At 71.0% G+C, this 13,074-nt stretch carries 13 protein-coding genes; 2 read left to right on the top strand and 11 right to left on the bottom strand.

The window, feature by feature from the left end; all coding sequences use genetic code 11:
* Positions 1 to 200 (bottom strand): hypothetical protein (locus AC08OO_RS17615; RefSeq protein ID WP_476618768.1); only part of this gene is annotated, 200 nt, incomplete at its 3' end.
* Between the two features lie 231 nt (positions 201 to 431).
* Between AC08OO_RS17615 and AC08OO_RS17610 the strand changes: the two genes are divergently transcribed.
* Entirely contained in the window at positions 432 to 1,916 is a 1,485-nt protein-coding gene (locus AC08OO_RS17610; RefSeq protein WP_476611078.1) for an MFS transporter, read from the top strand.
* Between the two features lie 113 nt (positions 1,917 to 2,029).
* The gene (locus AC08OO_RS17605; RefSeq protein WP_476618767.1) at positions 2,030 to 2,854 is read left to right on the top strand and encodes an alpha/beta fold hydrolase; all 825 of its coding nucleotides are present in this window, start codon (positions 2,030 to 2,032) and stop codon (positions 2,852 to 2,854) included.
* A gap of 57 nt (positions 2,855 to 2,911) precedes the next feature.
* Here the strand turns inward: AC08OO_RS17605 and serS are convergent, their stop codons facing one another.
* Genes serS through AC08OO_RS17555 form a run of 10 tightly spaced genes read right to left on the bottom strand, consistent with a single transcriptional unit; the run spans position 2,912 to position 13,072 of the window.
* Positions 2,912 to 4,183 carry a serine--tRNA ligase gene (gene serS / locus AC08OO_RS17600; protein WP_476611076.1) on the bottom strand — a complete coding sequence of 424 codons (1,272 nt, stop codon included), beginning with the start codon at positions 4,181 to 4,183 and terminating at the stop codon, positions 2,912 to 2,914.
* 29 nt (positions 4,184 to 4,212) lie between these two features.
* The gene (locus AC08OO_RS17595) at positions 4,213 to 5,448 is read right to left on the bottom strand and encodes a beta-ketoacyl-[acyl-carrier-protein] synthase family protein (protein WP_476611075.1); all 1,236 of its coding nucleotides are present in this window, start codon (positions 5,446 to 5,448) and stop codon (positions 4,213 to 4,215) included.
* Positions 5,448 to 5,678, bottom strand: coding sequence for an acyl carrier protein (locus tag AC08OO_RS17590; protein WP_476611074.1), 231 nt, complete (start codon positions 5,676 to 5,678; stop codon positions 5,448 to 5,450). Before AC08OO_RS17590 ends, AC08OO_RS17595 begins: the two co-directional genes overlap by 1 nt.
* Positions 5,679 to 5,708: 30 nt before the next feature.
* On the bottom strand, positions 5,709 to 6,776 hold the full coding sequence (locus AC08OO_RS17585) for a beta-ketoacyl-ACP synthase III (protein WP_476611073.1): 1,068 nt from the start codon (positions 6,774 to 6,776) through the stop codon (positions 5,709 to 5,711).
* Positions 6,773 to 7,783 carry a diiron oxygenase gene (locus AC08OO_RS17580; RefSeq protein ID WP_476611072.1) on the bottom strand — a complete coding sequence of 337 codons (1,011 nt, stop codon included), beginning with the start codon at positions 7,781 to 7,783 and terminating at the stop codon, positions 6,773 to 6,775. Before AC08OO_RS17580 ends, AC08OO_RS17585 begins: the two co-directional genes overlap by 4 nt.
* A 48-nt stretch (positions 7,784 to 7,831) precedes the next feature.
* The gene (locus tag AC08OO_RS17575) at positions 7,832 to 8,455 is read right to left on the bottom strand and encodes a hypothetical protein (protein ID WP_476611071.1); all 624 of its coding nucleotides are present in this window, start codon (positions 8,453 to 8,455) and stop codon (positions 7,832 to 7,834) included.
* Positions 8,456 to 8,496: 41 nt separating this feature from the next.
* The gene (locus AC08OO_RS17570) at positions 8,497 to 9,009 is read right to left on the bottom strand and encodes a type II toxin-antitoxin system RatA family toxin (protein WP_476611070.1); all 513 of its coding nucleotides are present in this window, start codon (positions 9,007 to 9,009) and stop codon (positions 8,497 to 8,499) included.
* A gap of 5 nt (positions 9,010 to 9,014) precedes the next feature.
* A complete protein-coding gene (locus AC08OO_RS17565; protein WP_476611069.1) occupies positions 9,015 to 10,331 on the bottom strand; it encodes an aspartate aminotransferase family protein in 1,317 nt (438 codons plus the stop codon).
* A gap of 53 nt (positions 10,332 to 10,384) precedes the next feature.
* The gene (locus AC08OO_RS17560; protein ID WP_476611068.1) at positions 10,385 to 11,524 is read right to left on the bottom strand and encodes an acyl-CoA dehydrogenase; all 1,140 of its coding nucleotides are present in this window, start codon (positions 11,522 to 11,524) and stop codon (positions 10,385 to 10,387) included.
* A gap of 36 nt (positions 11,525 to 11,560) precedes the next feature.
* Positions 11,561 to 13,072, bottom strand: a complete 1,512-nt coding sequence (locus tag AC08OO_RS17555; RefSeq protein WP_476611067.1) for an aldehyde dehydrogenase family protein — start codon at positions 13,070 to 13,072, stop codon at positions 11,561 to 11,563.
* Between the last annotated feature and the right edge of the window lie 2 nt (positions 13,073 to 13,074).

The raw sequence follows: 13,074 nt of genomic DNA, 5'->3' as shown, positions 1-13,074 counted from the left end.
CGCCCGGACCTGACCGCCACCACCCCCACCCCGACGAGTCGAAAGATCACCCGGCCTGTGGAGCCGGCGCCCACCCGGCACGACAGCCGGGCCACAGCGCTGCCCGCGACCCGAAAACCACCATCCACGACCTTCGAACGACAGACTCGACGATCACCGTCAAGATCTGAACGATCGAGGCTCGTGACCAGCACAAACACGACCTTGCAATGACCCTGCCCCGGGGCCGCCCGAAAACGACTGCGAAAACGGCCGTCGGGCCGTCGCTGTGACGGCACTGCGGGTGGCGCCGCGAGCGGCGCCACGGCGGGCCTTTACGTGAGACGTAATTGACCCGCTGGTCCGTGTCGAGGAAGTGTCGGTGGCGCGCATGTCGTCTTCGTGGATTGACGGCACATATGTATGGCCAACAGAGCAGGAGAGCGGACCGAATGACCTCGCAGATCGGTTCCCCGGCGGTGGAGGAGACTGATGGGTGGCCGCCAGAGCCGGCGGAAACCGCCAATCCCTCCGCGGGCGCGCTCATCGTGGTGATGGTCGCGACCTTTGTCACTGTTCTTGACTACTTCATCGCCAATGTCGCCGTGCCCGCCGTTCAGGCGGATCTGAGTGCCGGCTCCGGACAGGCCCAGATGTTCGTCGTGGGCTACGGGGTGGCCTTCACCGCCGGCCTCATCGCCGGCGGGCGGGCCGGTGACATCCACGGCCGCCGGCGGATGTTCGTGCTCGGCATGGCGCTGTTTCTGATCGCCTCCGTGGCCTGCGCCGTCGCGCCCTCGGCCAACGCTCTCGTGGCGTTCCGGGTCGCCCAGGGTGCCGCCGCGGCCCTGATGGTCCCCCAGGCACTCGGGATCATCAGCGCCGTGTATCCGGCGGGACCCAGCCGTGGTCGGGCCTTCACTGCCTACGGGCTGGTGATCGGTCTCGCCGGAGTGTTCGGTCAGACCATCGGGGGTGCGTTGATCACGGCCGACGTGGCGGGCCTGGGCTGGCGGGCGATCTTCCTGATCAATATCCCGCTGTGTCTGGGGGCGCTGGCATTCGTGCGCCGCACCGTGCCGGAGTCCCGCGGCGCGGACGGGACCCGACTGGACGTGGTGGGCGCGCTGTTGGTCACCACGACACTGGTGCTCGTCGTCGGCGCGCTCGTCGTCGGCCGCGAGCAGGGCTGGCCCGCGTGGAGCTGGCTGTGCCTGGTCGCGGCGGCGGCGTTGGCGCCTCTGATCCGCCGGCATATGCGCGGGCGGGTGGCGGCGGGCCGCGATCCGCTGATCGAGCCCGCACTGTTCGGGGAACGGCCTTTTGTGATGGGCATCACCGCGACCATGACTTATTTCCTGGCCATGGGGTCTTTCTTCTTCGTCCTGGCGCTCTACCTTCAGCGTGGCCTGCTTCTGTCAGCGTTGGATGCCGGGCTGGTCTTCCTTGCTCTGGGCGCAGGCTACTTCGGATCTTCACTGGTTGCTGCCCGGTCTGTAGCGGCGGTAACCGCCCGCTCGGTGGCCGGTGGTCCACTGGTACTGGCCACGGGCTATGTGCTGGCCGGCATCGCCGCCACCCACATCGGCGTGACGGGTGAAATCCTTTGGCTGGTTCCGGCGCTTGTCGTTGCGGGTGTGGGCATGGGTATGACCACTGGACCGCTGACCAATCTCGTGCTCGGCGCCGCCCCGGCCGAGCATGCCGCCTCCGCCTCCGGGCTGCTGAACACGGCGCAGGAGGGCGGTGCCGCGCTTGGTGTGGCGATAGTCGGCACGATTTTCTTTCCCGTCCTCGCCCACGCCGCCGAGGCGGATCGGTACGCGCGCGCTTTCGCGCTCGCGCTGATTCCCCTCGTTTGTTTCTGCGTCCTGGCCGCGGTCATGGTCCTGCTAGCGCCGGACCGGCAGGCGCGCGCCGGCGCGCCGCCGGGATGACGCACTGCGCAGGCCAGGCGCGCTGCTCCGGCAGCGGTGGACCCATGGACAAGCGCCCGTCACCCGCCATTGACGGTCGGTGACGGCAGATGAGAGGAGCCCCGATGCCCCGGATGACGACAAGGGATGGCGTGAGCCTGCACTACAACGACTGGGGAGACGGCCAGCCCGTCGTGCTGCTGGGAACCGCGATGATGGACTCCCGCATGTGGGAGTTCCAGGCGCCCTTCCTCGCCGGCCACGGTCTGCGCTGCGTGACCTACGACCGTCGCGGCTGTGGGCGGTCGGACGCGCCGTGGCACGGTTATGACTACGACACCCTCGCCAACGACCTCGCCGATCTGACCGATCACCTCGACCTGCGGGACACTCTGCTGGTCGGCTACGCGGTCGGTGGCGGCGAAGCCGTCGCCTACCTGGCCCGGCACGGTACGGGGCGCGTCGCCAGGCTCGCTCTAGTGGCCTCGACCACCCCGTTCATGCTGCGGGTGCCGGACAATCCCGACGGGCTGGAGCAGGCGGTGTTCGACCAGATGGCAGACGCGATCCGGCGGGACCGGGCCGGGTGGCTGGGCCAGCTCACCGGGCCGTTCTTCGGCGATCCCGGCGCCGGCGACCCGTCCGCAGCCCCGGTCTCGCCGGCCCTTGCCGAGTGGCTGGTGCGTACCTGCCTGGACACCTCACCACGGGCGGGGGTCGAGATCTACCGCACGCTGTTCACCACCGACCAACGGAGCGAGACCGCGGCCGTGGACGTGCCGACGCTGGTCATCCACGGCACCGCGGACATGGGGGCGCCCTACGACCTGTGCGGACGCCGGACCGCCGAACTCGTACCGGACTGCACCTTCGTCACGTATGACGGCGCAGCCCACGGTCTGTTCGCCACCCACGCCGATCGGCTGAACAGGGACCTGCTGGAGTTTTCCAGGGCATGACGGGTCACGGAACGGCCCGTTTGACGGGCTGTTTGTGACGGGCCGCGGAACGGGCTGTCACGGCGTTCGTGACATCGTCCCGTCCGCCAGGATGCGGCTGAAGCCGGCGTAGGGGACGAGCGCCTCCGGCAGCAGGACCGAGCCGTCGGGCTGGAGGCGCTGCTCCAACAGTGCTGCGATGGTGCGTCCGATCGGGAGCGCGGAGCCGTTCAGCGTCGCCGCCGGCTCCTTGCGGCCGTCTCGGGTGCGTACCCGGATTCCGGCTCGCCGGCCCTGGAACGTGCCGCAGTCGGAGACGGAGGAGATCTCCCGGTATGCACCGCCTCCCGGCAGCCACACCTCAATGTCGTAGGTGAGGCGTGCGGCGAATCCCAGGTCGCCGGCCGGCAGAAGGACGACCCGGTAGGTCAGCTCCAGCAGCCGCAGACACTCCTCGGCGTGGCTCAGCAGCTGCTCGAGCTGGGATCGGGCGTCCTCGACGGCGCAGATCCGGACTAGCTCCACCTTCTCGAACTGGTGCAGGCGCAGCACGCCTCGGGTGTCGCGGCCGTAGGAGCCGGCCTCGGCGCGGAAGCACGGGCTGAGCGCGGTCAGTGCGACGGGCAGCCGCCGCACGTCGAGGACGTCGCCGGCGTACAGGTTGACCAGGGGGACCTCGGCGGTGGGAATCAGCATCAGCTCCCGGTCGCCGACCCGGGTGGTGAACAGATCGTCCTCGAACTTCGGGAGCTGCCCTGTGCCGGTCATGGTCTGCCGGCTCACGAGGTAGGGTACGGAGAGTTCGGTGTAGCCGAACCGTTCGGTGTGCAGGTCCAGGAAGAAGGCGGCGAGCGCCCGCCCGAGCCGGGCACCCGCCGCCCGCGCGACGCTGAAGCGGGCACCGGACAACTTCGCCGCGGTCGCCGTGTCCAGCACGCCCAGCCGCTCGCCGACCAGGGCGTGATGGCGAGCGTTGTCAGCGGGAACCGGGTCGGGCCCGCCCAGGCGGACCTCCACCGCCTCCTTCTCCGAGAAGCCGTCGGGCACGTCGTCCAGCGGCAGGTTCGGGATCGTCAGCGTCAACTCACTCAGGTCCCGTTCGGCCGCCCGTACCTCGGTCTGCGCCTGCTGAATCTGGGCGCGCAGCTCCCGGGACGACTCCCGGTCGGCGCCCTCGCCGCCGCGGGATGCCTGTTTCAGCGCCCCGCGCAGCTCCGCCAGCCGTCGCAGGGCGACGACGCGGCGGCGGGACGCCGCCGCGATCGGCTCCACCCGCAGCTCGTATCCGCGCCGAGCCAGCCGCGCGGCGGCCGCCGACCCCTCGTCGATCAACTCGCGTACGTCGTTCACGACAGCCTCCCAGAATGGACCCGCCGCGTTCAGGCGGCGGCGATCGCGAGCACCGCGTTCTGGCCGCCGAACCCGCAGGAGCTGCTCAGTGCCAGCTCGACCGGGGTCGCCGTGGCGGCCGTGGCGACCGCGATGTCCATGCGCGGGTCCAGCGCGCGCAGCCCCGCCGTGGGCGGGACCAGGCCCCGCTCCACGGACAGGACGGCGAACGCCGCCTCCACCGCGCCGGCCGCGCCCAGCAGGTGGCCGGTGACACCCTTCGTCGAGGTGACCAGCGGCCTGCCGGGGAACAGCCGTTCCATCGTGTGGGCCTCCACCAGGTCGTTCAGCGGCGTGGACGTCCCGTGCGCGTTGATGTGCCGTACGTCGCCGACGGCGGCCCCGGCGTCGGCGAGTGCCGCCCGCACGGCGGCCTCGATGCCAGCCCCCTGCGGATGCGGGCCGGTGATGTGGTGGGCATCGGCGCTCGCGCCGTACCCGGCCACCCGGGCCCGCGGGCGCACGCCGCGGGCCCGGGCGTCGGCGAGCCGTTCCAGGACGAGCACCCCGGCTCCTTCGCCCGCGACGAAGCCGTCGCGATCCGTGTCGAAGGGGCGGGACGCGGTGGCCGGGTCGTCCTCCCGGCGGGAGAGCGCGCCCATGCGGGCGAACCCGGCCATCACCAGCGGAGTGATCATCGCCTCGCTGCCGCCGGCGAGAACGAGGTCGCACCGCCGCAGGAGCAGCAGATCCCGGGCGATTCCGATCGCGGTGGTGCCCGAGGCGCACGCGGTGGCCACCACCAGGTTCGGGCCGGTGGCGCCGAACTCGATGGCGGCCTGGCCCGCGAGCATGTTCGGTAGTTGCATGGGCAGCAGCAGCGGGGAGACCCGGGCCGCTCCGCCGGCCAGCATCACCGCGTGCTGGCTTTCGACGGTGCCGGGCCCGCCGTCGGCGCTGCCCAGCACCACTCCGACTCGCGCCCCGTCCCAGCTCGTCGGGTCGAGTCCGGCGTCGGCGATCGCCTCGCCCGCGGCGACCAGGGCGAACTGCACGAAGCGGTCCAGGCGGTGAGCCCGCCGCGCGCCGAGGAGCAGATCGGCGTCGAAGTCCGGCACCCGGCAGGAGATCCGCACCGGATTGTCGGCCAGCGCCGGGTCTGGCGCGGCGGTGGGCCGCCCGGCGCAGACCGCCTCCCAGCTCGGGCCGCAACCGACGCCACCCGGTGTCACCAGGCCCAGGCCGGTGACGGCGATCTCGGCGCTGGCGGTCTCGGTGCCGGCCATCAGACGTTCGCGCTCCGCTGATCCATCAATGCGGCGATGTCGCCGATGGTGACGGTCGACAGCAGCTCGTCGTCGCTGATGGGCAGACCGAGCTCGGTGTTGAGCAGGAGCGCCAGCTCGACGACGGCCAACGAGTCGAGTTCGACGTCCTCCCGGGTGGCCTGAGGAACGATCTGCCCCGGCGCAACCTTGAGCTTGCTGACCAGCATTTCCTTCAGGGTCTCGAACATGACCTTGTACCTCCGTGTGTGTCGATGTCCTCAGCAGGTCTTGAGATCGGGCCAGACCAGGGCTGTCGCGCCCCAGGCGAGCCCGCCGCCGAAGGCGGCCAGCAGCAGCCGATGGCCGGCCACCAGCTCGCCGTTGCCGGTGGCCTCGGCAAGCAGCAGGGGGATGGACGCACCGCCGGTGTTGCCCACTCGGGCGATGTTGGACAGGCGACGGTCCGCGTCGATCCCCAGGCGTTCCGCGACGGCGGTCAGGATCCGCGCATTCGCCTGGTGCGCGGCGAAACGGTCGACGTCGGTGGCGACCTCCCACCCGGCCAGGGCCGCCGCCTCCCGGGCCGCCGTGGTCATCCGGTCCACCGCGTGCCGATAGGTGTCGCGCCCCCGCATCCGGAAGAACTCCTCGCCCGGAGCCGGTGCTGTCCCGCGGCTACGTTGGCGGGAGCCGCCGGCCGGGACCTGGATCAGGTCGGCGAGCCCGCCGTCGCTGCCGAGCACGACCCGCCCGACCGCGCCCGCCTCGTCCACGGTGCCGGCCCGCAGCACGGCGGCTCCGGCACCGTCCGCGAAGATGATCGCGGTGGATCGGTCATCGGGATCGATGATGGTGGTGAAGGCGTCCGCCGCGATCAGCAGTACCCGGTCCGCGATGCCCGCCGCGACCAGACCGGCCGCCGTGGCCAGGCCGTAGAGGAAGCCCGTGCACACCGCGGCGATGTCGAACGCCGCGGCGCCGCCGAGCCCGAGCCGGTGGGCGACCTCCGGCGCGGTCGCCGGGCATGGGCAGTCGGGGGTGGTGGTCGCCAGGACGACGGCATCCACGGTGTGGTCTCCCGAGGACTCCAGTGCCCGCCAGCCGGCCTCCACCGCGAGGTCCGAGGTCGCTGTGCCCGGCGACACCACGTGCCGGCTGACGATACCGGTGCGGGAACGGATCCAGTGGTCGGTGGTGTCCAGCCGGTCGGTCAGCTCCCGATTGGTGACCACCGCCGGCGGCACGTACCCGCCGATACCGGCGATGACGGCTGCTCTCCGGGTCGCGGATGCGGACGTAGGCCCGGGCGCGGTGGCGCTCGCGGCGGCGTTGGTGGTGACGCTCATGGCGCATTCCCGGACCCGCTGGCCAGCACGTCGGTGGGCAGGCCCATGTAGGCCATCCGGACCTCGGCCATCTCCATGGTCCAGCGGTCGGCCATGTCGTAGCGCTGTTCCGGGGTGGTCTCCAGCATCCGCACGCCCGGCCAGATCTCGTAGTCGCCGATGATGTCGGCGTGCTGGAGCATGCCGGCCTGGAACAGCTCCTCGCGGTGCATGACGAACTCCCGGTCGGGGACCTCGTCCCACAGCCGCACCCCGGCGTGGATGGTGTCCAGGACCGACTCGCGGATCTCGGGCCGGGCCGTCAGATGGTCGCGCAGGATCGTGCTGGCCACGGTCAGGTGCCGGATCTCGTCGATGGCCGTGCCGCGCGAGATCTCCTTCGTGGCCGGGGAGAGCGGCGTCCACTTGCGTTCGCTCAGCTCGGCGGCCGGGGCGAGCACACCCTCGATGACGATGGCGAACACAGCCACCGCGCCGGCGAAGTCGGCCTGGTCCCGGACGATTTTCAGAGTGAAGTCCTGCACCGGGCGCAGGACCCGCTGCCAGTAGTCGGCCGCCATGGCGGCGACGTCGGGCGGCAGGGTGTCGAACGGCACCCCGACCTCGGCCAGGTGGTTGCGGAAGACCCGCGCGTGGCGTGCCTCGTCGACCATCTGGGTGACGTAGAACTCCAGCTCCGCTGTGCCCGGGGCGATTGCGACGTAGTGGGACAGGAGCCGGGTGGCGATCTCCTCGGCCATGCCGCGGAAACCGAACTCCAGCACGAGCGCCTCGCGTAGCGGCCCGGGGCGGCGGAGCAGCTCCGGGACGACGGCGTCCGGGTGGTGGCCGGTCTCCCCCCGGTGCGCGAGTGTGCCCTGGGCCACCGAGGTGATCCAGTAGGCCAGGTCGCACTCCTGGGGCCCGAGGGTGAGCTGCGTGGCGCCGTCGAGCAGGCCGGGAGCGGTGTCCCAGGCGGCTTCGGGCGGGACCGTCCCGTTTCGCGAGATGCCAGCGATGTCCGTCACGGTGACCTCTCCGTCCTCAGTTGTCGTGCGGGCAGCCGGCTTGGCCGTTCACCGGGCCGCGCCGGGCGAGACGGTCGCGGTGCCGCGGGGAACCTCGCCGCCTGTCCCGGCGCTGTTCGTGGTGGCCGCTCCGACGGCGCCGCCAAGCGCGGGATGGCCGGTCGGGATCCGGCTGGCCGGGATGTGGCCGACCGGGATCGGGTCGTGGGCGTGCTTGACGGGCTTGGGATGCGTCACGCCCAGGTCGGTCAGTAGACGCAGGTAGCCCTGCTGACGTACCGGCTCGAAGGGCAGCGCGAAGGACTTCAGGAAGTTGCCGAACAGTGCCCGGTCGCCGAACAGATGGAACGGCAGCGCGAGCAGCGCCCACTCCGGTCCGATCAGCAGGCACCAGAGCGCGGCGACCGCGCCCGCGCTGATCAGGCTGTGCATGAGGTTGTAGAGCACGTAGTAGGTCTTGTGGATGGGTCGCCCGCCGCTGCGCTTGAATGCGATCGCGCCGGGGATGTACCCGATGAGGTCGATGTAGAGGAAAAGTCCGATGGCGGGCAGCCAGCGGATCTCGCCGAAGTTGGCGATGATCAGACCGGTGGTGACGGCGAATCCCACCAGGTATTCGGATCGGTGCAGCGCGAAGGTGCGCGGGGTCTCGAAGGGGTTGGCCTGGTCCACGGTCGGCCTCCAGCGGGAGTGGTCGGGAACGCGCCGCGCCGCTATGTCGTCGCGGACAGTCCGGAGGTCACCGGCAGTCCGGGTACGGCGGCGGGGTCGAGAATGATGTCGTCGGCGATGTCGGTGCGCTCGAACATGCCGGTGATGGCCCAGGCGACCGTCTCCCTGATGACGCGCTCCGCGATCGGGTCGAGGATTCCCTCGAGACTGGGAATTCCGAAGTCGAAATCCGCCGTGAACGCGACGGCGACATCGGCATTCTGCTGTGTGAGGCGCCAGGTGCCGGCGAAGGAGTCGAAATCGCCGTCGGTCTGCTCGAAGCGGATCTCCAGCTCCTCGGGGAGGAACTGGTCCCGCTCCGTCCAGCGCAGCAGACCGCTGCGGAAGTGCAGTTCCCAGCTCGACGCGCACTCCGGGTCGGGATAGGTTCCGTGCACCTTTGTGGAACGCACGTGCGGGGCCAGCTCCGGGTAGCGTTCCCAGCGCAGGACGTCGTCGAAGACGTCCCGCGCGGTCGCGGAGCGGACCATGGCATTCAGCTCGACATGTCGCACGGCAATCACACCTTTCCGAGGGCCGAGCCGTTGACGGGCATCGTCGCGGAGCCGGTGACGAGCGCCCTGGTGGCCTTGTCGAAGGAGTCCAGGAGGATGTCGACCTCGCGGTCGGTGAGAATCGCCGGCGGAGTGAAACGCACCACGGCGTTTCCATTCATCGAATGGTTGGCCACCACGCCGTGGTTGAACAGCTCGATCAGGAGCTCGCCGGCCAGCCCGGCCTCGACCAGCTCGACACCGATCAGCAGCCCGCGGCCGCGCACGTCCACGACCTGGTCGGGGAGGTTGCGCCGGGCGATCTCGGCAATGTCGGGCAGCAGCCGGGCGCCCAGATCCCGGGCCCGGGCCACGAGGTCCTCCTCGCGCATCGCCCGGATGGCGCCCTGCACCGCGGCCATCGCCAGCGGCTGGCCGGAGAAGGTGGCCGTGTGGATGTAGGGGTCCTTGTCGAAGACCCGGAACGCCTGACGGGTGGCCACTGCGGCCGAGACCGGGACGACCCCGCCGCCGAGTGCCTTGCCGGTCAGCAGGACGTCCGGCATGATCCCTTCGTGCTCGGCGCCCCACCACCGGCCGAGCCGGCCGAAACCGGTCTGCACCTCGTCCAGGATCAGAAAGCCGTCGTGCTCCCGGACCAGCCGCTCGACCCGTCGCAGGTAGCCGTCGGGCGGGATCACCACTCCGCCCTCGCCCTGGACCGGTTCCAGGATCACGCAGACCTGGCCGGGACTGGCCGCCAGCTCTCGCTCCAGCGCCTCGGTGTCGCCGTAGGGCAGGTGCAGGAAGCCGGGGAGCAGCGGACGGAACGGCCGCTGGTAGACCTCCTTGGCGGTGGCGGACAGTGCCCCGAGTGTCTTGCCGTGGTATCCGCCCAGCATGGAGATGGTGCGGGTGTGCCCGGCCGCCCGCGCGAGCTTGAGTCCGGTCTCCACGGCCTCGGCGCCGGAGAGGGCGAAGTGCACCCGGTCGAGTCCCGCCGGCAGTACCGACACCAGCGCCTCGGCCGCGCGGGCCACGGTGGGTTCCAGCAGGATGCGGGTGGCGACCGGATGGGTGTGCAGCTGGCGTTCGACCGCCTCGACGACCAGCGGATGCCGGGCGCCCATGATGAACACGCCGTAGCCGCCGGCGTTGAGGAACCGCTCGCCGTCGCTGGTGGTCAGCCACGCGCCGCGGGACTCCACCTCCATGTGGCTGCCGAACAGCTCGGCCAGGGTCGCCCGGCCCTTGCTGAGGTGCTTGCGGTAGAGACCGAGGATCTCGGCTTCGGTGTCGGTGCCGACGACCGGGCCGGCGCCGATGGCGGGAATGACCGTCATGCGCTACTCCTGGTGTGCGCGGTGGGCGGTGAGACGTACGGGACGCGCGAGGCCTACGCCAGCTCCAGCGGTCCGCCGGTGAACCACTGCAGCAGCGGCTCGGCGGCAGAGCCGCGGCTCGGCGGGTGGAAGGCCAGCGCCCGGGTGGCCGCGGCGAGCCGGGCGTTCTCGCCGGACCTGACGAAGTCGATGCCACCCAGCAGCTCCAAGGCGTCCGCGACGGCATGGACGATGAGGTCCTGAACGGCGTAGCGGGCGACCAGGACCTCGGCGACGGCGGCCTCGTCGGCCACCGCGGTCCGCGTCGCCCGAGCCGCGCCCTCGAGCAGGGCGAAGGCGGCCTCACCGCGGATCACCAGCGCCGTGCGGTCGCCGGCACTTCCCCGCTCGCGCTCGACGACCTGTTCGATCAGGGCCGAGGCGGCTCCGACATAGGCGGCCGAGATCAGCAGGGTGAACCAGACGAAGCCCGCGGTCTGCAGGTCGTCGAGGCGGTGCGGATCGTCGGCAGACGTGCGGACCACGAGCTCGGCGGGCACGAAGACGTCCTGTAGCCGGACCTCGTCGCTCTCGGCCGCGGCCAGGATCTCGTTGCCCCAGAACGGGTGGACGGACAGCCCGGGGACATCGGCGGGGGTCAGCGCGAGAGCCAGCTCCGGGGTGCCGTCCGCACCCGGAACCGCGATGCTCGCGGTCAGCAGGTCCATCGACCGGGCCAGGCTGCACGGCTTCTTGCTGCCACTGAGCAGATAGCCGCCGTCGGTGGCGGTCGCGGTCACCGAGGGGATCAGGATGTTGGTCTGGGTGCGGCCCTCCGCCCAGCCGGAAGCCATCAGCCGGGAGCCCGGCGCGACCCCGCGCAGCAGCTCCAGCTGGGCCGAGGTGAGCCGGCCCTCCTCCCGGGCGAGCGCGAAGAGCATGGCGGCGGTGAAGTGGTGCATGGCGGCCGCCGCGGCCAGGGAGGGAGAGAGCGACCCGATGGCCCGCTGGACCCGCACCGCGTCCAGGGCGTCGGCGCCGAGGCCGCCGAACTCGTCGGGGACCAGCAGCGCGGGGCCATTGTGGGCGCGGAAGAGTTCGATCACCGGACTGCCGGGCACCTCCCGATCGGCGGGGGGGACCGTGGCCAGAGCCTTCACAAGGCCCCCGTGGTACTGGTCGCACAGGTCGCGGGCGGATTCGAGGTTGCGCAAGGGAGACCTCCGGTGGGAGTGGCCGGCACCATGGAGTCAGCGGCGAGGGGAACCGAGAACCACGGCGCGTGGGCTGACGTCCCGGGCGAGGCTGACGCCCTGCAGATGGGACGTCCGCAGGATCGGGTAGTTCGCCTCGCCGAAGACGCCGCCGGTCAGCCCGGTGCCGCCGTGGCTGGGCAGGTAGGGAAGGAAACCGATATGCGAGTCGTTGATCTTCAGTAGCCCGCCGTTGGTGATGCGTGCCATGAACGCCTCAACCACCGCCTCGGAACGCGCCCAGACGGAGTTACGAAGGCCGTACGCGTTGGTGTTGACGAAGGTGAGGAAGCTGTCCAGCAGTTCCTCGTCGCCGGCCGGCTCGGGCACGACGATCGGCAGCAGCGGGAAGAAGGTCTCCTCGCGCACCACGTCGTAGCCACGCGCGTCGGCCAGGCCGTCCACCCGCAGTACGGTCGGTTCCAGAAAGACACCGGTGTCGGACGGGGTCCCGTCCAGTTCGGTCCGCCGGCCGCCGGCCACCAGGTCCGCGCCTCGCTCCAAGGCCTGCCGGAGCAGGCCGAAGAACCTTTCGCTGCGCCGTACCGGCGACAGCAGAACGTCCTCGTCCTCGGGGTAGCCGGGCCGGATGTCCGAAAGCTGCGTCCGGACTTCGGCGATCAGCGCGTCGGCTACCGCCGGATGGACGAGCACGTAGTTGGGGACCATGCAGATCTGCCCGGAGCCGTAGAAGGCCTCGGTGATCGCTTCGGCGGCGTACGTGATGTCGGCGTCGCGCCAGACGATGATTCCGTCGTTGCCGGCCAGCTCCAGGATGGGCTTCTTCCCGTTCGCCACGCAGCTCTGCTCGAAGCGCAGCCCCTCCTCGCTGCCGCCGATGTAGAAGATGTCGTCTATCAGCGGGTCGACCAGCCAACGGTCCAGCGTCTGCCGGGGATTGGCGCAGATCGCGTTCAGCGTTCCGGGCGGGGCGCCCAGCTCGTCGAGCAGCGGCCCCAGGACGTCCCGCAGCAGCCACATGGTGCTCAGCGGGATGCTGCGCGGGGCGCGCACGACGGCGGTGTTGCCGGCCATCAGCGCGAGGGCGACCAGGGCCGCGCTGGGTGCCGGGGCGTTCTGCGGCGGGTTGAAGGCCACCACGCCGTCCGGCTGGCGCCGAACGACCAGCCGCCGTCCACCGTGCTGGAACTCGGTGTGCATCTGCTGCCGGTACCAGCTCAGGCTCTCCTCGCTGAACACCTCCAGCAGGCAGCTCAGCTCCCAGCGGGCCAGCCGTACCGGGTGCGCCTCGACTACCAGCATGTCCACGAAGTCGTCGCGGCGCCGTTCCAGCTCCTCGCGGAACCGGGTGCCCAGCAGCATCCGCCGCTCCAGCGGCACCGCGGCCCAGCCCGCCGCCGCGGCCGCCGCCGCCTCGGTGGCCAGGTCGATCGCGGTGCTGTCCGCAACCGCGCAGCGGCCCGCCACATATGGATGCAGCTCGGCCTCGGGATCGGGTGACTGTTCCAGGCGCCGCTTCAGGCTGACGCTGGCGAAAACGTCCTCCAGCG

This window comes from Frankia sp. CeCAU1 (assembly GCF_977971845.1).
Note: the sequence above shows the minus strand (reverse complement) of the source record. Positions and strands in the feature narration are given on the sequence as shown.